General features: G+C 45.4%; 19 protein-coding genes. 8 read left to right on the top strand and 11 right to left on the bottom strand.

Annotated elements, in window-relative coordinates; genetic code table 11:
* Nucleotides 1–16: 16 nt before the first annotated feature.
* Nucleotides 17–1,420, top strand: coding sequence for a hypothetical protein (locus IPL83_04695; GenBank protein MBK9038454.1), 1,404 nt, complete (start codon nt 17–19; stop codon nt 1,418–1,420).
* Nucleotides 1,421–1,443: 23 nt separating this feature from the next.
* Here the strand turns inward: IPL83_04695 and trxA are convergent, their stop codons facing one another.
* Nucleotides 1,444–1,764: a thioredoxin gene (trxA, locus tag IPL83_04690; protein ID MBK9038453.1), complete on the bottom strand. Its 321-nt coding sequence runs from the start codon at nt 1,762–1,764 to the stop codon at nt 1,444–1,446.
* Between the two features lie 189 nt (nt 1,765–1,953).
* On the opposite strand from trxA, the gene IPL83_04685 reads away from it, so the two are divergent.
* Nucleotides 1,954–3,900 (top strand): response regulator, encoded by a 1,947-nt coding sequence (locus IPL83_04685; protein ID MBK9038452.1) that lies wholly within the window; start codon nt 1,954–1,956, stop codon nt 3,898–3,900.
* Between the two features lie 23 nt (nt 3,901–3,923).
* On the opposite strand, the gene IPL83_04680 is transcribed toward IPL83_04685, so the two are convergent.
* The gene (locus tag IPL83_04680; protein MBK9038451.1) at nt 3,924–4,745 is read right to left on the bottom strand and encodes a hypothetical protein; all 822 of its coding nucleotides are present in this window, start codon (nt 4,743–4,745) and stop codon (nt 3,924–3,926) included.
* Between the two features lie 210 nt (nt 4,746–4,955).
* Between IPL83_04680 and kdsA the strand changes: the two genes are divergently transcribed.
* Nucleotides 4,956–5,852 (top strand): 3-deoxy-8-phosphooctulonate synthase, encoded by an 897-nt coding sequence (gene kdsA, locus IPL83_04675; GenBank protein MBK9038450.1) that lies wholly within the window; start codon nt 4,956–4,958, stop codon nt 5,850–5,852.
* A 119-nt stretch (nt 5,853–5,971) separates the two neighbouring features.
* Entirely contained in the window at nt 5,972–7,033 is a 1,062-nt protein-coding gene (locus tag IPL83_04670; GenBank protein ID MBK9038449.1) for an LptF/LptG family permease, read from the top strand.
* A 31-nt stretch (nt 7,034–7,064) separates the two neighbouring features.
* Here the strand turns inward: IPL83_04670 and IPL83_04665 are convergent, their stop codons facing one another.
* From IPL83_04665 to IPL83_04655, 3 genes are all read right to left on the bottom strand, one after another.
* Nucleotides 7,065–7,949 (bottom strand): DNA-processing protein DprA, encoded by an 885-nt coding sequence (locus IPL83_04665; GenBank protein ID MBK9038448.1) that lies wholly within the window; start codon nt 7,947–7,949, stop codon nt 7,065–7,067.
* A 105-nt stretch (nt 7,950–8,054) separates the two neighbouring features.
* Entirely contained in the window at nt 8,055–9,803 is a 1,749-nt protein-coding gene (locus IPL83_04660; GenBank protein ID MBK9038447.1) for a LysM peptidoglycan-binding domain-containing protein, read from the bottom strand.
* Nucleotides 9,804–9,839: 36 nt separating this feature from the next.
* A complete protein-coding gene (locus tag IPL83_04655; protein ID MBK9038446.1) occupies nt 9,840–10,499 on the bottom strand; it encodes a tetratricopeptide repeat protein in 660 nt (219 codons plus the stop codon).
* Nucleotides 10,500–10,952: 453 nt separating this feature from the next.
* Between IPL83_04655 and IPL83_04650 the strand changes: the two genes are divergently transcribed.
* Nucleotides 10,953–11,786: a ComEC/Rec2 family competence protein gene (locus IPL83_04650; protein MBK9038445.1), complete on the top strand. Its 834-nt coding sequence runs from the start codon at nt 10,953–10,955 to the stop codon at nt 11,784–11,786.
* Entirely contained in the window at nt 11,753–12,589 is an 837-nt protein-coding gene (locus IPL83_04645; protein ID MBK9038444.1) for a hydrolase, read from the top strand. The genes IPL83_04650 and IPL83_04645 overlap by 34 nt, the downstream gene beginning before the upstream one ends.
* On the opposite strand, the gene ald is transcribed toward IPL83_04645, so the two are convergent.
* The 6 genes from ald to ruvC form a co-directional block, all read right to left on the bottom strand.
* Entirely contained in the window at nt 12,535–13,641 is a 1,107-nt protein-coding gene (gene ald, locus IPL83_04640; protein MBK9038443.1) for an alanine dehydrogenase, read from the bottom strand. The two genes, IPL83_04645 and ald, sit on opposite strands and share 55 nt — an antisense overlap.
* A gap of 125 nt (nt 13,642–13,766) precedes the next feature.
* Nucleotides 13,767–14,675, bottom strand: coding sequence for a UDP-3-O-acyl-N-acetylglucosamine deacetylase (locus IPL83_04635; protein ID MBK9038442.1), 909 nt, complete (start codon nt 14,673–14,675; stop codon nt 13,767–13,769).
* A gap of 556 nt (nt 14,676–15,231) precedes the next feature.
* A complete protein-coding gene (locus IPL83_04630; GenBank protein MBK9038441.1) occupies nt 15,232–16,464 on the bottom strand; it encodes a hypothetical protein in 1,233 nt (410 codons plus the stop codon).
* 122 nt (nt 16,465–16,586) lie between these two features.
* Nucleotides 16,587–17,612: a Holliday junction branch migration DNA helicase RuvB gene (ruvB, locus tag IPL83_04625; protein ID MBK9038440.1), complete on the bottom strand. Its 1,026-nt coding sequence runs from the start codon at nt 17,610–17,612 to the stop codon at nt 16,587–16,589.
* Between the two features lie 10 nt (nt 17,613–17,622).
* Nucleotides 17,623–18,204: a Holliday junction branch migration protein RuvA gene (ruvA, locus tag IPL83_04620; GenBank protein MBK9038439.1), complete on the bottom strand. Its 582-nt coding sequence runs from the start codon at nt 18,202–18,204 to the stop codon at nt 17,623–17,625.
* Nucleotides 18,201–18,716 (bottom strand): crossover junction endodeoxyribonuclease RuvC, encoded by a 516-nt coding sequence (gene ruvC, locus IPL83_04615; GenBank protein MBK9038438.1) that lies wholly within the window; start codon nt 18,714–18,716, stop codon nt 18,201–18,203. The genes ruvA and ruvC overlap by 4 nt, the downstream gene beginning before the upstream one ends.
* Nucleotides 18,717–18,846: 130 nt before the next feature.
* Here ruvC and IPL83_04610 point away from each other — a divergent pair, with 130 nt between their 5' ends.
* Entirely contained in the window at nt 18,847–19,686 is an 840-nt protein-coding gene (locus tag IPL83_04610) for a tetratricopeptide repeat protein (protein ID MBK9038437.1), read from the top strand.
* 77 nt (nt 19,687–19,763) lie between these two features.
* A complete protein-coding gene (efp, locus tag IPL83_04605) occupies nt 19,764–20,327 on the top strand; it encodes an elongation factor P (protein MBK9038436.1) in 564 nt (187 codons plus the stop codon).
* Nucleotides 20,328–20,396: the final 69 nt, after the last annotated feature.

The raw sequence follows: 20,396 nt of genomic DNA, 5'->3' as shown, positions 1-20,396 counted from the left end.
GGGGGAACTCCTCTTTATGGAACCTCACCTTTTCAAAGGATCTGCTCCCTCATTGAGCACGGTTTTTCTCATTGCAGGCGTTCTTTTGTCAGCCGGCCTCGCCTCCAGCGAAGGAAAGAGCAACGAAACTCTCTCTATTTCTCAAGTCAACCCCCAATTTATCGCAAAGAACAATGAGAATACCTTTCGCTTGTTCGAATTCAATTCAAAAAGAAAGCCGCGGCTTTCTTCCAAGAACACCCAAATCAAATGTCGGCTCAACAGCGTAGGGCCGTGGATTTCTTTGCCCATGGAAATCCCATTTCCAATGACACACAAAGCCCCTTTTGAACACAAAATCAGTTGCCGAGGGAGTGATCAAAAGGCATTTCTTGTTCACATTTTGTTTGATCTGGCCGATGGTTTTGATGACTTGCAAATACGAGGCAAATCTTCTCTCAATCAAGCCATTCTTGCAACTCCCGGAGGGCAACTCATTAAAATCAGTCCAACCGGAGAAATGATTTTTTTTCGAAGATCTCCAACTGGCAATTTCAATGATTTTAAACCCCACAATGTGCATGGGAAAATCTTTTATTCCTATCTCAATAACACAATAACAACTCCCGGCGTGACTTCGGAAGGAACTCGAACAATTCTCGATGAAAATTTCTCCAACATCGAATCAACAGATTTTTTAACTGATATCCACGAATTCGACTACCTAGGGCCCAACCACTATCTCTACTCCTCTTACGAAATAGTTGATCTTCCGGACGGAACTTGCTTTCTCAATCAACGGGCAGTGGAGCGGAAAAACAACAAGGAAGTTCGAAGTTTTAGTGTGCGTGATTTCGTTGAAGCCGGGTTCAAGATTCAGGAGGAATCTATCACCGTTTTTCATGGTCGATCATGTAAGACAGTATCACACCTTAATGCCATTCAGATTATCTCTGAGAACTCCTGGTTAATGAGTTTAGGAGAAGGCGTCGTTCTCATGTTTAACCACGTGACACGAAAACCAGAATGGATATTGGGTGGATTCCAAGACCAATTTGACATCATTAAAAAAGTTAAAATGAATTACATACATACTCCCCGCTGGCGATTGTCTGAAAATCGACTGATCATTTATGACAACAATTACCAGACCAAACGGTCAAGAATTCTTGATTTCAAGCTTGATATCGCTAACCGCAAAGTCATCCATCTAAAGGAAATCCCGCTGGGTAACATTTATTCAGTTCACAGCGGGGGGGTTGAGGCAAACTTCCCCTTATCACCCTTGTCAGACTTGATTTATTCTGTGGGAACTGGAATGCCGGAAAAAGATGATTGGAATTTTATCGAACACAATGGAAAAAACCAGACGCTTGCCATCCGATTTGGGAAATCAAAAATGTCAACTTACAGTTACCGCACCTATCGCAGCATCTTGTGATTAGGACACAAACTCTCTGGAACTCACATATGCTGAGAAACTATTTTTACAATCTCATCCTTTGGAAGATTTCCAACAACCTGCCCCACTTGCTTGCCACCCTTAAAAATAATCATCGTCGGAATACCGCGAACTCCATAACGAACAGGCATATTCGGGTTTTCGTCAACATTCATCTTTAGTACTTTGAGTTTCGCCCCCAACTCATTAGATATTTCTTCCAATTTTGGAGCCAAGGCTCTACAAGGACCACACCATTCGGCCCAAAAATCGACGAGCACTGGAACGTTTGATTTTAATACCTCACCATCAAAGTCATTGTCTGTTACAGCTTTAGTCCCCATAATTCCTCCTCATCAGACTGAAATATTTGTAGCGAAATGAAACACTTCTGATACGAAAAGCCACTCCCCACCCAATCGACACAATATGAAATGCCAACTTATAATGTCAAGAAGGGACAAAACCAAAGACTACGGAATATTACTCCATCATAGCTCAGTTCAATTCTGCATCCGACCGATAAGCCACTGATGTTAAAGCAAGATATTAGGATTCTTATCGTTGAAGACGACCAAACATTTGGTCGATCAATCGAAGAGGCATTCAAGCGGGCCGGATACCCCTGCCGACTGACTTCGTCTGTTGAGGAAGCTGAAACAGCCTTTAAAATCAATGGATATCTGGTCGTCATTTTGGACTGTATGCTTCCTAGAATAAATGGGGTTCAGTTAGCCGAATCATTTCGTGAAAATGCCGGAGATAACTTCAAGATCCTTTTGATCAGCGGCATTTTTAAGGATCGAAGCTTTATAAATGATGCACTACGCAAGACGAAAGCATTGGGATTTTTTTCAAAACCATTTGACTCAATGATTCTCGTTGATGCCGTTGAATCCGCCTTTGAAGATCTTGTGGAACAAGAGAGAGACCCTCTTTTCCTCCTTCTGACAAAAGAGTCTCATTCACTCAAAGAGCGTCTTGAGGCACTGGAAAAAACGGAGAGCATCCATGGCTTTGATCTCCCTTTTGTCTATTCACTTTTAATCGGTACCACAGTGAGCGGAGATCTCAATATTATTACCGCCGATGGAGAGGCTTCTTCTGTCACCTTCTCCGAAGGAAAAATCACCCAGGTAAATATCCAGGATAAAACCTCCTATTTTGGGGTCTTGTTGGTTGAACACGGTTTCACCTCGAATGAGGAGGTCACAACTGGCCTGAGTGGAACCAGCGAAAAGCCAATTGGGGAGAGACTCGTTGAGGCCAATGCCTTAAGTCCCCATGCCATTTCCCTTGTTCGACGCGAACAATCTGCCATTCGTCTCAGCAAAACGATTCAAGATACATCAGTCCAAATTAGCTTTCATGAACACCCCGTCAATGACAGTCAAGAAGCGATTGATTCGTCGGCTCTGACAACTCTCTTGAATGATTGGGTCATCTCAAAACTGAGCATCAACTGGCTACGGGCCTTTTACACGCCTTGGCTTGAATACTCCGTTAGGTTTGGCGCTGAAAAGAGTCGATATGAAATAATAAAGGGACAATCGCTATTAAACCTTGTTCCCGGCCTGCTAAAGACGATTGATAATTCCAAAACTCTTCAGGAGATTCTAAACCTCTCTTCGAGTCATGAGCACAAGGCACTTCGAGCACTTCATTTTCTTTTTTTAGAGAGAATATTGGTTTTCGATACCAGACCCTTTAATTCTATCGATTACGATGGTAAGGAAAAGCGACTCACCCATATGATCAATGAAGGCAAAGCACAAAATCATTTTGAAATCCTTGGGATCAGCCAAAAAGCGAAAGATCGGGAAATTAATAGAGCTTATCTGGATTTGGCCAAAGTGCTCCACCCTGACAAGCTCGAACAGTCCGTACCTCAACATATAAAAGATCTCCAAACCAAAGTCTTTGCCAGAATTGCTGAGGCTTATGATGTGCTGCGAGAAACAAACCGCCGCGAACGATATATCAATGAACTAACCAGGGGCGATGCACATGGGTTGCTTCGGGATGAGTCACAATTTGAGGAAGCTGTGAGACTCTTGCACCGTGGAACCTATCAAAAAGCTCTCGAAATTCTTTTGCAAATCAGCCAGGCGCGAAAAAATCGGACAGATTTTTTGCTTTATCTATTATGGGCGAAGATCAAAAACGGACCTGGCGAAACTGGAAAAGAAAGGCAAATCGATGAGGTTGGATATCAGCTCAATCACATCCCTCCCGACGAACGGCACACGGCAGTTTACATATTCGTTAAGGGTCTTTATCTAAAGATGACTGGAAAGTTTGACAAGGCCTACACCTACTTTAACCACGCCCTCACTATGGATCCCTCTCTCACTCCAGCCAAACGAGAACTGGTGGGATTGGAAGGAGAACTTCGACGAAGCAGTAACTCCGGCGATCTAACCAGCATCGTGGGAATGTTTTTTAATAACAAGGGTAAGTCTGGAAGGGGAAAGGGTTAGTTAGAATCCTATGACCAAGTGTCTCACTTGGATTTTTTTCCTAAAGCAAACAAAGATGAGACGAAGCTCCGACGTTCCTCTTCGAGTTCATTTAAGATCACCTGGTTTTCTGTGCGGCGGATTTCCCGACTGGCCTGCGTCACCTTATCACGTGAGAATCCATGGTGTTTCGAAACAGGTAATTCGCTGAGATACTTCTTGAATCTCGCTTCCCTTACTTCCAAGGAGAGATTGATTGGAGAGGGAGAGCCAAGGTCCACGTCAATATTCTCCGGTGCACCAGGCTCTTTGCTAAGGCCACCAACGACCGCAAAGCGAGGTCGATCTTTGGCTTCGGGCGCCGAAGCATTCTCCTGTAATGGCCTCGACTGAACAACAGACTTGTCGAAGGAAAAAGACTCTCCTTTAATGAGAGCCAAATCCCCTTCTTCATCAGGCTGGAGATTTGCCCGCATTTTGATGTATTTATCCATCAAGATATGAGATTCAATTCCGCCGACACTCGAAATCAACTCCAGAAGCCTTTGCACGTTGACCGGGCTTTCAACTGCTCCATCAACATTTAAGAGATTTGTGACATCAATCCCTCGATCCATGCCGGACGGTATCAGCAAAATAACTTTCGGGAACCCCTGGCGACGCCTTAGTCCTTCTGCTATTTCAATTCCATTTACTCGGCGACCATCAGCTGTCGCAATGATGATTTGCGGATTAAAACCGAGCTGTTTTGTCGTGAATGCTCGCTGAGACTGGGCAGAATCAACATCAAAACCCAACTTTTTCAGCAGGATCTGCAAATATACCATTTCCCCATAATCATCAATCACCAGCAGAACACGCATCATATCCACCATTATCGAGTACGAAGAAGCAAGTGGTCAACAAGAAGACCTTTGGCAGAAAATAGCATCTGGCTCTTTGACAAAATTGACACTCAATATTAAGCCTTTAGTCTATCGTCTGATCGCCAGAGAGTAGGCTTCGCTTGGCGCTGTGCTGGGCAAAGGGCTACCTGAAGCAGGTAATATGGAATTTTCGAAAGGATACCCATGGAAATGAAAAGAATCGAAACAATCAGTTTGCCATCTCGTGAATTTCGCGTCCCTAGTCCGCGCGGCCCTGATATTGCTGTTGGTAAGGGGCACGGCTTAGCTCTCATTGCTGGACCCTGCGTGATCGATAGCAAGGAGCTCATCTACGAAACAGCTCATGCATTGGCCGAAATCAGCCAAAGATTGGGAGTCGGACTGATTTTTAAGAGCAGTTTTGAAAAGGACAACCGAGGAAGTGAAAAAAACTGGAGAGGACCAATGGCTATCGATGGTCTGAAGATTTTAGCCAACGTCCGCAAGGAGTTTGGCTTGCCCGTTCTTACCGACATTCATCGAATTGAAGACGTCGCTATGGTTGCCGAACACGTTGATGTTCTTCAAATTCCAGCCTACATGTGCCAGCAAACCTCTCTGGTCATCGCTTGCGGAGAAACTGGTCGACCTATTAATGTTAAGAAGGGACAGTTTCTTGCCCCCGAAAACATGAATGGCGCTGTTTCGAAAATTCGTTCAACGGGAAACAAAAATGTTCTCCTTACAGAAAGAGGAGCCTGCTTCGGCTACAATCGTCTGGTTGCCGACATGAGGTCCATCCCTGTCATGCAGGAGTTGGGAGCCCCCGTTTGCTTCGACGCGACCCATGTTGTTAGACTTTATGGAATCTCAAGTGCTGACCCCGCGGGAGGTGAGCCGCGCTTCGTGCCTCATTTGGTTCTAGCCGCCGTTGCAGCTGGGAGTGACGCTCTTTTTATAGAAACCCATCCTCGTCCTATGGAAGCAAAATGTGATGCCGCCTCTCAATTGAATCTCAAACACTTTGAAAATTTGGTCCAAATGGCTTTGAATGTTCGCAAAGCAATTGGATCTCCTGAAAAAGTCGGTATGATCGAACCTGTCTAGGCAAATTTGATAATTGGAGAAAGGGGTTGGTCGAGCCCCTCCTCTGACAAAATTGATAAGGATATCTCTTGTTAGGCTTTTTTCGAGCCCGTTTGGCCGTTCTGTATATTTTGGTAGAAATGGTGCCAGGCCTCATTTTGGGCGCTGTCGTTTTCATTTTTATTCTGCTCATGTTCCAGACCCTGCGCTTGACCGAATTTGTCCTTGTTCACGGGGTCAGACTTTATGACGTTTTGCAGATGATGTTTTTCCTTTGCATTAGCTTCTTGCCTATTATTCTTCCGATGAGCCTCCTCTTCGCTGTCCTTCTCACCTACAGCCGCATGAGTGGAGACTCTGAAATCGTAGCAATGAAGAGTCTCGGATTGAATTTAAAACACCTCAGTGTTCCAGCAATAATACTAGGAATACTCACTGCCTCTGTGTCGGCAGAAACCGCATTCTATTTGGCCCCTTGGGGCAATCGCCAATTTGAGCTGATGATAACGGCTTTGAGTCGACTCAAAGCCAGCGCAACTATTCGAGAGGGAGTTTTTTCTGAGGGCTTCTTTGATATGGTGATCTACGCGAGTCAGGTCAACTCGAAAGAGGGTCGCCTCAATAAAGTTTTCATATTTGACGAGCGCGATTCCACTTCCCCCCTCACAATTATTGCAAAAGAAGGCCAGATTCTTCAGAGCCAACAGAAAGACGGAAATGCGGCGCTGCTCCGCTTGATTGATGGAGACATTCATCGAACAAATGATGCTGCCTATACCAAAATCCACTTCAAATCCTATGATATCAATCTATTTGATCCGGCCAATGTTGAAGAAAAGAAAAAATCCCTGCTTTCATATTCCTTAAAGGACATTCGCTCTGAACTCAGCGAAACAAATCTAAATCAAGAACAAAGGCGCAAGCTTGAAATTGAATTTCATCGACGATCCGCCCTCTCGGCAGCCTGCCTCATTTTCGCCTTGCTCGGCATGGGGTTTGGCATTTCAACAAATCGACGATCAGCACAGGGCAGTAGTTTTGCCATTTGTCTTGGAGTCATTGTGAGCTATTGGATTGTTTATATTTCTTTGGAGAATATGGCGAAGAATAGCTCTTTACCTGTCCCTCCTGTCATTTGGCTGACAAACTTGATCTTTCTTGGACTTAGCTTTTGGACTTTGCGACGAGCGGCTAAGAGTTAATAGACGAGCCTCAACGACTTCATCGGTCGGGTTACAACCGCTTTACGTACAACCGACAAAGTGCCTCTAAGTCCAAGTGATCTCGCAACGGAAAAGCTCCGTCGTAAAGCAAATCAAGTCCACCCAATGAATTGGAGTGAAGTGGATGCTGCGGCAAGATAGCTACGGCTCTCCCCATTTCCATCGCCGCACGTGCTGTAATCATGGTTCCACTTCGGCGTCGACCATCAATAGCCAGAACCAATCCTGAAAGACTCGCAATGAGCTGGTTTCTCAAATAAAAAAATTGTTTGCGCATCCCTTGAAGTGGTGCAAATGGACTTACGACTGCCCCTCCTCCATCAACAATGGCGCTGAGCCACTTTTTGATTTCCTGAGGATACGGGTTTAAAAGGCCGCTTGGCAAAAAGCAAACCGTGGCCATCTGTAATCTTAGGCAAATGGCGTGTGCGGCCTGATCTGTGCCGCGAGCGCCCCCGCTCAGAAGCAAGAAGGGATATTGATTAAGAACCTTCGGCAAATGTATTTCCATCCAACGCTTTGATTGAGGGGTGATTTCACGACTTCCAACGACCGCAAAATGGCCACCCTCCTGCCAGCTAGATTGACCTAACCAAGTCATCGCTAAAGGAGGCAGACTCAGTTCGTAGAACATCCGAGGATAGCCAGCCTCACCGAAAAGTAACAATTGAAGTTGAAGAGATTGAGCCCTGTCCACAAAGGGCGGTAGTTGCTCATACCAAAATGGTTGAACCACAAAAAATTCCCGTTGTAACAAAGACCAAATTTCAAGTTTTCCCCAGTCGACTGGGGCCACATCTCTGAGCTTTTCTCGCAAGCCGACGAATTCAATAGGAAGAACTGGAAAATTTGACCATACTAAAAAAGCGAGGGCCCACCTGTCGATATTGTACATCCATTAAAGAAACTGCAAACGCGTCCGCACGAGGGCAAGGGCCTCAAACGCGACGGCTCCATTTTAGTCCGAACTTCGCTCCGAACCTATCTATCTGATCTTTTTTTAATTTTTTGACTCCGACTCCGTCAAAGCCTCTGCCGACAAATCCTCTGGAGTAGTTCCCTGACTCTTTGTCTCCTTCCCAGAACCACTGATAGTTTTACCCCTGCCTGTGAAATCTCCAGCATAGATTTCCTCAAACGTCTTTAATATGACCGCTGTAGAAAAACGCGGGGTAATATGAGCGATTTTCAACCATCCGCTGGGACGGCTATTCTCATCAACTATCGAGTTCTGAAAACGCAGCAAGCGATTGGACCGAATCGGCAGAACATCTCCTACCTTCAGACCATCTTTGGAACCACGATTTAGGAAAGCAATGGACTGAGGATAAAATGTCTGGCGCTTCGAGCTGGACATACCGCCTATTATCTGGGCAACGACAGAACTCCGTTGATTAGTTGATCTTAAATTGACTTTTTCAATTGCTCCTCTGAGCACTTTTGATCCAACATCAATCGGATTGACGGCCTTGATCACAAGAGCACGAAACAATTCTGTTTCAGTTGAATATTCCTTGCTTTGAACATTTTCAAGCAAAGCAATTTCTCCCTGAATCTCAACTCCATGGCCATAAAAGGAAAGCTTTTCCACAAAGTCGTTCGGTCTTTGTAATAGCCCCGTATTTTTGATAACCAAGAGCTTGTCTCCCACGCGAGCCTGACCTCTATTTACCTGCACATAAATATGCTGAAAACTCGCCGCAGAAAGACCACCAGATTCAACTTCTTTGACCTCTCCAAAGGATTCTGGAAACTCTTCAACGAGATAATTGATCAATTCGAAACTCGTGATCAAATGCAGATCACTTCGTTTTCCGAAACTGATTCCAAGAGAATCATAAACCCCAAGAATATTGTCATTTTGCCAATCAGGCAAACTCGGAGGAAACTTCCTTATCACTGGACGGCTCACTTTTTCTGGAGGAGGAATATCAAGGTCATCGTCGCCTGCCTTTGGAGTCGCTCGAGCAGGAAGCACCGGTTTAATCAAATCCCCCTCTTCATTTTCGGGACTATTTGGTGTTCCATCGGCCTTTTCTCCATTAGCCTCTTTGCCTTGACTTTCAGCTGGCTCTGTTGATTCATCGACGTCTTCGCCTCCCTCCGTCAAATTAAATGCAGGAGCTTGCGAATCATCGCCTGGTACAAATCGAATTCTCCGACCGGGCTCAATCACATGAGGATTGGTAATTGAACTGTTGATCGACCATACCTTTGGCCAAAAATATCCATCACTAAATAAGGTTTTTGAAATTTCCCAAAGGTTGTCCCCTTTCTGAATAGGGTAGATTTCAGTCTCCCGCGCCCCGACTATGACCTTCCACTGCTCGGGTGAGGTCGCCTCACTATTATAATTAATAAAAATATCATAGAGACGAGCCTCATAAGCCAGATCCGGATCATCAAATGATCCACCAGAATCTTGCTGGCCCTCGCTTGATTTGTCTGACTCTGAAACTGAATCATCTTCGGCAGGGGGCAAATCATCTGCGACTGTTGAGCCCTCATCTGGTTCAGCGCTCTCAACAGGCGATAACTCGTTTCCATCAGATGGTTCCAGTTCCATTTCGTTGTCATCCGAAAATTCACTCGCCGCTACCGCTGTTCCAGATGAAACCCTTGTCCTCGTCTCTTTCTTTGCAGAAAAATCCGACTGGCCAAGCCTGGCATGGGCTTTACCAAAGGAGAATCCCTGAAAAAAAATTGCCGCTGAAATAAAAAAATGAGAGCCTCGTCGCAACAAAACCATTTAGAACTTCCTTGTTCATGGTCTACTTATATTCATTCAATGATTGGCCGAACTCAAAAGCTTCAATTCGATGACAGAACGTTGGGACTCAGGACTACCAGGATATTCTCTAATCACCTGGTTTAAAACCGTTTGACTCTGATCAACCAAATTTAGCTTTTTATATAAAACTGCTTTCGCAAAAAGAGCAGAAACCCTTTTATTCCCTGCTGGAAAATCTTGAATAACCGATTCAAATTTTCTCAGCGCCGGTACAAAAGAATTATCTTGCATATCCAACAGAGCCATAAAGTAAATTGAATTATCAACATGCAAGCTCGAAGGAAATTTTCTTCGTATCATCTCGGCTGATGCAGATAATGCAGTTTTGTCCTTGCTGCGAAATGACTCAATAACTCTAGCATAAAGATCATCTTCCCCCATTTTCTCATATTGCTCGATGAGGCGAACCTTCTTTCGGTCCCGAAGAGTCTCATTGTTCAAGACGCCATCTGCAGTCTTCCGATTCTTTTGAGACGCCATCTCATTCAATATAAGGTTCTCGTTCCTGAATACATTGTTCGGCTTCGGGTTCACAATTTGAGTGGATTTATTGTCATCAGTTAACCCCACAGCTTTCTGTGAAAAGGCTGCGGCAATATTCCCTCCGTACGCACTCAGTGCCAAAACCATGACCACTGTAAATCTTGAGCACATCAACGGCCCCCTACCTAAATTCAACACCCCTTCAAGCCTAGCGGATGTCTGCTCATTTGCAAAGGTATTCCCCTCAGTGGCTCACTCCAATTTCGTGTTTATATGTTGAGTTTTCGTTAATTTTTCGTCAGTTTCTTTCGGCTCGCAGACTTATCCACAAGGTATGTGAATTTCTCAGGCTTCACGACCTTGGACTTGTGTTCTGATCTGCATTTCAGCGAATTGATTAAAAAAAAGGCAATATTAAGTAACTGAAATTAAATGGTTTTATTAAAATAACTAGCATTTATAATACTTTTCTTACAATCCGAGTGACAGGCGAGAGACGACCACGAAAAACCCGCTGAAGAAGCTATTCTACACTAGATTTGGTATCCGTTTTGCCAATAAACACTAAACATGGCATTACTTCCCTTTATTCTTCCTTTCATACCCCTTTTTCTTGAATTTGACATGACTAGCTATTTAACAAAAGCTTCTCAAACCTCACATTTGTTGTGCATAAGTAGAGTCCCGGATTCACAATACTCAAATCTCTACCAAGCCCTCTGCTGCGGAGCAGCTATTCCTCAGAACTCACCGGTAATGTTGCTTTTTCGCCATCTGGGGCTCGTTCATCTACTGGTTGTATCGGGACTCCACTTGGTCTTAATCGAAAAGGCGATTGTTCTTGCCCTCGGTTGGGCGGGCCCAGTAGCTAAAAAATCCTATCTTTTTCTATTACCCTTTGTTTTCATTTGCAGGTTTCAACCACCAGTTGTTCGCGCCTTCCTTCAGATTTGTGTTGGAAAATTAAATTCAAGCTTTCATTTGTTTTGGGGTCGCTCCCTTCTGACTTTGATATCGGGAGTGATAGGTGTCGTTTTGTTCCCTCAATGGCTCATATCCCTATCTTTCCAATTGAGTTTTGGAGCTTCCCTCATAGCCTGTCTTCCCATTTCAAATTGGAAAAAAGCGATCGCATTTTATATTGGGCTGTCTCCGTTCTTAGCCACCCTGGGAGCCGCACACCCTTTCAGTTTACTTGTAAACATTGCTCTCACCCTAATTGCCGCAGTGCCCCTACTTGTAATTTCATGGACCATTTGGTTTTTTCCACCTCTTGAGAGTCTCCTCAGCAGACTTACAAGAGTTATTCTCTCGATTCTTGATCAAGTGGCTCAATGGATTCCCCTCCCTCTTCAACCCGTTCGCATTCAACTCAATCATTGGTCATGGGCTTGGCTGCTATTTCTTTTTGGAGTCTGTTTTGCGTGGGAAATCGTTCGCTTGCGTCGCTCAGTTTAATCCTTCTGGTTCTTTTGGTACCAGTAGTGCTCCAAAATGAAAGCTTTCCAAGGTGGATTCTATGGAATATCGGACAGGGACAATTTCTGACCTTCTCTGATCCTCAAACCTGCTGGCACTTTGATATGGGTGGCGACAAGGCTCCTTGGCCCGAAATCACAAGAGAATGCCAAGGCAAGTCGAATCGCCTCTCCCTCTCCCATTGGGACTGGGACCACATTTCATTGGTCAGCAAAGGGAAAGCAGTTTTCACTCAATTTTGTGTCGATCGGGAACCATTGGGGCCCCCTCCCTCTCCGAACAAAGCTGAAGTCCTTAAAGGTACAAAGCCCTGTTTAGATCTTCCACACTCCTTGATCGAGATATCATGGAGAGGTCCAAAGCAAAAAACCAGCAATGAACTCAGTCGCGTGTACTATAGCCCTCAAGACAAAATTCTCATCCCAGGAGATTCACCGTCAAACCAAGAGAGGTTTTGGGCGATTCAAAATCAATTCAAGATATCACAAACCAAATTTCTCGTTCTTGGTCACCACGGAAGCGCAACCAGCACATCGGCGCTTCTACTCAACTACCTCCCCCAATTGAAAATGGGCCTTGTGAGCGCCAGGAAAAATCGCTACGGACACCCGCACCCAAAAATAGTTCAACGATGCCGCCAAAAGGGAATCCCCCTTATTCAGACTGAATACTGGGGACATCTCGTTATTCCAGCGAGACTAATTCCCACATTTAGGACATCACCCAATCAGAGACGAAACGGACGGTATTCCATTCCCAAATCACGGGCGACGGGTTCGTAAGAAACGTAGCCTCCATAGACGTTCAGCCCCTTATAAAGAGCTGGATCTTTGGAAATGGCCTCTTCGACACCCATCCGCGCCAACATAGAGGCATAACGAAATGTGGCATTTGTTAGTGCGTAAGTAGATGTTCTCGCGACGACACCAGGCATATTTGGGACACAATAATGAATAACTCCATCCACTTCATAAGTCGGATGAGTGTGAGAGGTCGGACGGCAGGTTTCAATGCATCCACCCTGATCAACGGCCACGTCGACAACCACGCTTCCACGGGACATTGTCGCAATCATTTCCTTGGTGACAAGTTTTGGAGCTTTGCTACCTGTCACTAAAATCCCGCCAATTAAAAGATCACTTTGAGAAGTGCTGCTCTCAATGTTTTGGGAATTTGAATGAAGGGTCTGAACACGACCTTTAAAAATATCATCAAGATACTCAAGCCGTTTGTGATTCACATCCAGAACAGTCACCTCGGCACCTAAGCCAACTGCCATTTTGGCTGCGTTGGTTCCGACCACTCCGCCCCCAATAATGGTGACTTTCCCAGCGTGAGTGCCAGTAACTCCACCCAGCAAAATACCTTTACCTCCATGATCTTTCTGTAAATAAAAAGCGCCAATCTGCGTCGCCATTCGTCCAGCAACTTCGCTCATTGGAGTCAATAAGGGAAGATTCCCGAAGGAGTCTTGAATGGTTTCGTAGGCGACTGCCTTCACTCGTTTTTCAACTAAGACTTTTGTTAATTTTGGTTCCGCTGCCAGGTGCAGGTAGGTGTAGAGAATCTGATCGGGACGTAACAAGTCATATTCATCTGGAAGTGGCTCTTTTACTTTCACAACCATATCGGATTTACCGTAGATGTCCTTTATCGATCCAACGATCTTGGCTCCCACCTTTTCGTATTGTTCGTTCGTAATCAAACTGCCCAGTCCGGCATTGTTTTCTACAAGAAGAGTGTGCCCCTCTTGAACGAGCTGACGAACACCCGCCTCCGTCATCCCCACCCTGTTTTCGCTAATCTTAATTTCTTTTGGAATACCAACAATCATGGCCCTCTCCTTAGTTCTCTCGTTTTTAAAATGTTAAGTAAAAGACATCAAACAGCAAGGCTCTTGTCAAAATCCGTTGACTCCCTCTCCCCGCCATTTCATTTATGAGAGAAGAAGGCTCTCCGTCAAGAGAATGCCCATAAGTGACGACCCACCATGATGTCTTCAGGAAGATCGGCCCCTAATTCAATGTGCCGATAGTGATCCGGAGAATCTATGATGGTCCTCACCAGACGATTCATCACGTCATGTCCAGCTCTGTAAAGTACCAAATGACCCATCAGCGGCATCCCCAATGTCACCAGGTCTCCCAAAGCATCAAGAATCTTATGGCGGACAAACTCATCAGGAAATCGCAGCCCCTCGGGATTAATAATATCATGAGAATCCAGGACGACAGCATTTTCAAGGCTTCCCCCAAGAGCAAGGCCCCGCTCCCGCATGACCTCCACATCCTTTAAAAAACCGAAAGTTCGGGCTCTGGCAATTTCACGAGCAAACGAGTGCTCGTTGATGTCCAAATCTAAAGTCTGACGACCGATCTTCGGATGGGGGAAATCAATCGTACAAGTGACACGAAGCCCATTGTAAGGAACAACATAGGCATGCTTGTCATCGTCCCCATAATAAATCGCCTGATTAATATAGGCGTATTTTCTCGGTTGCTGCTGCTCCACCACTCCCGATTCCAACAAAGCATCGAGAAAAATACTCGCACTTCCATCCCCAATGGGGATCTCGGTACCGCTCAACTCAATAAAAAGATTATCGATACGAAAAGCCGCCAGGGCGGACAAACAATGCTCAACTGTAGAAACAGAAAAAGCACGACCACCAAGAGTCGTCGCCATTGTCGTGGCTTGAACATATTTTGCTTGCGTTGAAATCGCCGGACTTCCCGGAAGATCCCTTCGCACAAAATAAATTCCAGTTCCCTCCGGAGCTGGACAAAAGGTTAAGAGTGCAGGCTTTCCCGAATGAAGGCCAATTCCCCTCACTTCCACTCGCTTGCGAATTGTTCTCTGTAAAAACATAATGACTCGGAAAGTATTCAAAAAAAGTGCCATTGCCCCCTCCGATGGCTCCACAGTAACCTATCGAATTTAAACAGTTTTTTTCACTTTTCCACACGAATTAAATAACGCTACGCATTGTGTGTGATTATTAAAACACACTTCTGTGGAGATAATCACCCACGGAGAAATGCCTGAGGCCTCACAGAACTCTCCCAAGACCATCTCTTTTCTTCTTTGTGGATCCATCTCCTTAGAACTAAAATGAGTATGTGCAACACAGCCTGATCCTCAGAAAGTTTGTTTCCATTTTAGCAATTTTTCTGTTGGGCTCAATTTCATTTGCGTGCGCCACGTCCAAGACCCTCGGACTCGAAGACTACGATCAGAACAACAAAGCCCATGGTGCTGCTTTCTTGGTCGATGCCATGCATGTTCGGCGGCCTATGCCCAATCGCGGGGACTGGACTCCATTGCAATTTTATTACAAACACTGCACAGAACTGGGACAAGGGTCCTATTACTCAAAGACCTCATATGCTTGCAGCGATCCCTACTAACGATTTTTTTCTGATGGCTATTTCGCAATGCCATAGATATATCTATATCCCAACTCCCTCAGTCGAGCGGCGTCCCGATTCGACGTAGATGTTGATTTCAATACAAAAACTGCATCCTGAGTGTGAAAACCTACTCCGTCTCTCACCGCGCCAGGATTCAAGCGATAGAAAAGGTCACGATACTCAGACCTCACTCTCGGATTATCAGAATCCAATGGAACGGGCAATCCGAGGAAGGGATTATCGGCCCGTGGACGCAAGCCTTGTAAAATATGATTAACATCAAACATATGGTTGTGAACGGTGACCTTAAGCTGTCGATCGGTTTCCTTTGTAATTAAACTATTATCGTCTAGCAAGTCCGCAAGTGGCTTTGAAAATGTGGAAGTAAATTGAACAACTGCATTTTTAACGTCAACTGAGTTGTTCACTTCCGCATATTCCATGGTTGGCAAAAGTCCAATTTCGATCTTTTCAGAAAAGTTCCACAAACGATGTGTTCTCGCATCGGTAATAACAAAGCCGTCAATTTTTTCCCAAGGCAATGATCTTAACAAGGAATCCAAAAGTTCTTCTGTTTCTTTTGAATCAAGGAGCAATTTACCCTCAATTTCCTTCAGTGCCAAATCATCCAAGGGCAATGCCCCATCCTCTGGCAAAGCGGACTTGAAGACGGCTAAAATAGAGTCACGAGGGTGACCTTTAAACCAGAACTCCGTTAAACTTGCGCGAATCAAGCCGCTCGTTCGATAAATGACGGAGTGATCATAAAAACTGTCTTTGAGATTAAACTTTAGAATATCTTTCAAACTTTGAGTTGGGCCATCTTGCCATTCTCCATCAAGTGCCAAAACTTCTGTAAAATTTGAACTACTTATCAGGTACGCGTATATCAATGCGGATCTGGTGATGCCATGACGTTTCTGCTCTTCTGGGGAGGCATCGACGCCGCCGTTCCAGTTGATCGAGGTTTCATCTCGATCTGTCCCAGTAGCGAGAACTTGTTGAAGCCGGTCCGTACCAATCGATCTTTGAACAAAGGTGGGCTCTGCGTAGTTAATTTTCCCAAGAAATCTGTCGACTACAAAATGGAGAGTTTCCCAAGACGAAACCGTCACGATTGGCACCGAGGGCACTTCTGAACCCAAAGCAAGAACAGGTCCACCTTCAGCAATAAACTCAGCGCACTTCACTGCACGACCAAGACCTGCGTGCACTTCACAGGAATTGAGAGAGAGAAAAGTAAGCACACAGCTGTAAATTTTTTAACTAAACAAAAACACCAGTGCAATAAGGGATCCATAAATTCACAACATCAAGCAACTATCATGCCACTGCGCCTCTCATTAAATCCTGAGAAGCGGTGTCTTCGCTATCGACTCAAAAATTCGTCCGGCTCCATTTTTTCCAGATGCTTGCGAGACGTCTCAGTAATCACCCGACCGCGCGGAGTTTTGAGGAGAAGGCCCTCTTGAATCAGGAAGGGCTCGTAGACTTCTTCCAAGGTATCGGACTCTTCAGAGAGCGCTGCCGCCATGGTATCGATCCCGACAGGACCTCCCTGAAACTTATGGTGAATCAAATGAAGTATTCTGCGGTCCATATTGTCCAAACCCAATTGGTCTACCTCGAGGCGGTCAAGACCATAGCGGGCAAGTTCCCCATCAATCGTGCCGTTGCCTTCGACCTCCGCATAATCGCGCACTCGCCTCAAGAGGCGATTTGCAATTCGTGGAGTTCCACGACTCCGTCGAGAAATCTCCATCGAGCCATCTTCAGTCAGCTCAATTTTCAAAAGCGAGGCCGAACGAGCCAAGATTTGCCGGAGCGACTCTTTGTCATAAAAGTTCAAACGTTCAACAATCCCAAACCGATCGCGAAAAGGTGCCTTTAACAAGCCCGCTCGTGTTGTGGCACCCACAAGAGTAAAAGGAGCCAACTTGAAACGCATCGTTCGGGCGCCGAGTCCTTCGCCTGATATAATATCCAAATGGAAATCCTCCATGGCACTGTAAAGATATTCCTCCACATCGCGACTGAGTCGGTGGATTTCATCAATAAAAAAAACAGAATGCGGTCGAAGACTCGTCAATATCGCTGCAAGGTCTCCTTTTCGATACAAAGCTGGTCCACTTGTGGCTCGGATTTCAACTCCCATCGTTTTTGCAATGATGTAAGCCAAGGTGGTTTTTCCCAAGCCAGGGGGGCCACATAACAAAGTGTGATCCAGTGGCTCTTCGCGCTTTTTGGCTGAGGAGACAAAGACTTGTAGTTTTTCTTTCACCTTGTCTTGCCCGGGAAAATCCTCAAATCGAATGGGACGCAAGGCCTTATCCAGAGGCGGATCCGTCTCATTTGCCTGACCATCTATCATTCGATCTTGAATCGTTTCCAACACTCTCTCCTAATTAAAAATTCGCTGAAAGGATTCGCAAACCTTCACGAACCCCATTCTGCACGTCTGTCTTGGTATCCAATTGCGCGACTGCTTTTTCAACATCGTGAGAACGATAGCCCAGGTTAACCAAAGCTGAGAGTATTTCCTGACGAACGCTCGAATTGGACCGACCACCGACTTCGCCACAGTTCAATACCAGTTTCCCCTTTAAAGTGAGAACTATTTGCTCAGCCGTTTTCTTTCCTACTTTTGGCAAACTCGCCAAACTCTTTGCGTCCCCTTCCTCAATCATCCCAACAATCTCTCCCGTCTTGGCTCCACTGAGAATTCTGATTGCCATCTTAGGACCAATGCCGTTGACTCTTGTTAAGGAAAGAAAAAGCTGCTTTTCACTCATTTGAGCAAACCCATAGAGCTGCAAGGCCTCTGCCCGCAAATGAGTATATACAAAGATCTCCACAGCTCCTGATTGACCAGCTAACTCGTCTAAGGTGCTCTGCGAACAGTGGAGTTCATAACCAACTCCCCGTACATCTAAAACAATGCCTTCCGCATCCTGGGAAAGAATTTCACCTCTTAGAAACGCAATCATGGATTCTCCTTCATCAGTTGGCTCAATCGATCTTCACTTTCCAAGAGAAGACCGCGTGCCACAGCAAGAGCGAGAGCATCGGTGGCATCGTGAGAAATACCCCGGGTCTGCAAGCCGAGCCAACTGACAATAGCCAATGACACCTGATCCTTACTGGCTGCTCCGTACCCGGTCACGGCTTTTTTTACGGCTCTAGGGGCCATTTCTCGAATCCGACATCGATACCGCGAGGCCACGGCCAAACAGAGACCCCTGGCATGTCCGAGTTTGAAAGCACTGTCCACGTTCGGCCCCAAAAAAACTTTTTCAATGATGACTTCCGAGGGATTCCAGCGGGAAAAAACTTCATCTAACATTTCATACAGAGAATGGAGCCTTGCAGCAAACTCCAAGCCTCGAGGAGGAATTAAGGTCCCATGACCTCGGTACTGAAGCTGAGAACCATCGTCCAACTTGAGAATCCCGTAACCAGTGCACTGACTTCCGGGATCCAATCCGATAATGAGACTCACAATGCCCCCTGCCAAGTATTTCTCATTTAACTATGGAATTCTCCAAACATTCAAGAAAGAGATTTTAACACATCGACACATCTTTTCTCATTTCTTTGAATTTTAAGGGGGTCAATGTCAAGATCCGTTCATGGATGATATCAGCCCAGAATTTATTGAGCGCTACCAACTGATCTACGAAAAAAATCCCAAATCGAAAATTTTTGCCCCTCTCTCTGAGGCCTATAGAAAGATGGGGCTCCTGAAAGAAGCCCTCGAGGTCGCGCAATCAGGAGTCTCTTTGCATCCTGATTTTGCGGGCGGCCATGTCGCATTGGGCAGGATTTTTATTGATCAGGAAAACTGGATTGAGGCCGCTCGTCAATTCCGCACGGCCACAGAACTCTCTCCCGAAAATATTTTAGCCCAGTCAACTTTAGCTGAGCTTCTCCTTCGACTCAAAGATCCGAAAGGCGCACTCAAAGCCTTCAAAATGCTCCTCTTTCTTCAACCCAGCAATGTGAAAGCCCAAAATGCCGTTAAAAAACTTGAGAGTTTGACGGCGGATGAGTATGAAGCTGATCTTTTTGCTATGCAACCCCTGAAGGAAGCTGTGCGGCAACGAGAAAATACTGCAACTCCTTTGATTCCATTGATAGAGCCTTCCACAAAGCCTTTTTTAGATTCCACAAAGCTCAAAACTCTGGAGCGGATCATCTCCCTCGCTGATGCTTTTTTGGTCCGCAACGATCTCGATCAGGCACGACAAGTCCTCGCAGAGGCCGAGAGGCAGTTTGGCCAACACGATGAAATCATAAAACGTTTCAAGCTTCTGAATCCCAGTTCTGCGGACAACACAAAAGAAGGCCCCGAATCAATTTCCTCAAGTCGCCCTTTAAAGAACAGAGAAAATCAGAGCAAAGACGAAAAAGTTCAGTTCCTAAAGGAGCTTCTTCATCATGTGTCGACTTCTCGAGAGTCCCGAATCTGAGCCAAATGATTGATCTTTTGTTTACTTTGAGGTCTGCTTCATTTAAAAGCAATGATTCTCATTCAAGGTGGTAACTTATGGTGGCAACGAGCGATTTCAAAAAGGGAATGAAGATTCTCGTCGACAACGAACCTTATTCCATAGTGGATTTCCAACATGTAAAACCAGGCAAAGGCAATCAGTTTACTCGGACAAAATTGAGACATCTCATCACTGGTTCTAATTTGGAACGAACGATTAAATCGGGAGAAAAATTCACGGTACCAGACGTCCATTTTCAGACAATGAATTTTCTATACAAAGACGAGACTGGATACAATTTCATGGATCAGACTTCTTTTGAACAGTTTGCCTTAAATGAGGACGTTCTCGGTGATGCTCCTCGATATCTCCTCGAAAACATGGAAGTGAATGTTTGCATTTACAATGATCGTGCCGTCGGTGTTGAACTTCCCAACTCGGTCGTTCTCAAGGTAGCGCAAACAGATCCCGGCCATAAAGGCAATACGGTAACTAACACTTACAAGCCCGCCAAACTGCAAACAGGTTACATTGTGCAGGTACCTTTGCACATCAATGAGGGTGACCAGCTCAAAATTGATACGCGAACGGGTGACTACGTTGGCCGAGTAAATGACTAGCCCGGCGTGAGGTATGGCTGGCCGCGCTTTCCAGGCACCAGCCTTCAGGCTCGGCATTTTTTTCCCGCT

This window comes from Bdellovibrionales bacterium (genome assembly GCA_016716765.1).
Lineage (GTDB): Bacteria > Bdellovibrionota > Bdellovibrionia > Bdellovibrionales > UBA1609 > JADJVA01.
This window is presented reverse-complemented; position numbering and strand designations above follow the sequence as displayed.

Coding starts and splice junctions, on each gene's coding strand:
- efp (MBK9038436.1), top strand. CDS start 19,764: ATGGTGGCAACGAGCGATTTCAAAAAGGGAATGAAGATTCTCGTCGAC.
- ald (MBK9038443.1), bottom strand. CDS start 13,641: ATGATTGTTGGTATTCCAAAAGAAATTAAGATTAGCGAAAACAGGGTG.
- IPL83_04670 (MBK9038449.1), top strand. CDS start 5,972: ATGGTGCCAGGCCTCATTTTGGGCGCTGTCGTTTTCATTTTTATTCTG.
- trxA (MBK9038453.1), bottom strand. CDS start 1,764: ATGGGGACTAAAGCTGTAACAGACAATGACTTTGATGGTGAGGTATTA.
- IPL83_04680 (MBK9038451.1), bottom strand. CDS start 4,745: ATGATGCGTGTTCTGCTGGTGATTGATGATTATGGGGAAATGGTATAT.
- IPL83_04695 (MBK9038454.1), top strand. CDS start 17: ATGGAACCTCACCTTTTCAAAGGATCTGCTCCCTCATTGAGCACGGTT.
- IPL83_04635 (MBK9038442.1), bottom strand. CDS start 14,675: ATGTTTTTACAGAGAACAATTCGCAAGCGAGTGGAAGTGAGGGGAATT.
- IPL83_04685 (MBK9038452.1), top strand. CDS start 1,954: ATGTTAAAGCAAGATATTAGGATTCTTATCGTTGAAGACGACCAAACA.
- IPL83_04610 (MBK9038437.1), top strand. CDS start 18,847: ATGGATGATATCAGCCCAGAATTTATTGAGCGCTACCAACTGATCTAC.
- kdsA (MBK9038450.1), top strand. CDS start 4,956: ATGAAAAGAATCGAAACAATCAGTTTGCCATCTCGTGAATTTCGCGTC.
- ruvA (MBK9038439.1), bottom strand. CDS start 18,204: ATGATTGCGTTTCTAAGAGGTGAAATTCTTTCCCAGGATGCGGAAGGC.
- IPL83_04650 (MBK9038445.1), top strand. CDS start 10,953: ATGACTAGCTATTTAACAAAAGCTTCTCAAACCTCACATTTGTTGTGC.
- IPL83_04655 (MBK9038446.1), bottom strand. CDS start 10,499: ATGTGCTCAAGATTTACAGTGGTCATGGTTTTGGCACTGAGTGCGTAC.
- IPL83_04665 (MBK9038448.1), bottom strand. CDS start 7,949: ATGTACAATATCGACAGGTGGGCCCTCGCTTTTTTAGTATGGTCAAAT.
- IPL83_04660 (MBK9038447.1), bottom strand. CDS start 9,803: ATGGTTTTGTTGCGACGAGGCTCTCATTTTTTTATTTCAGCGGCAATT.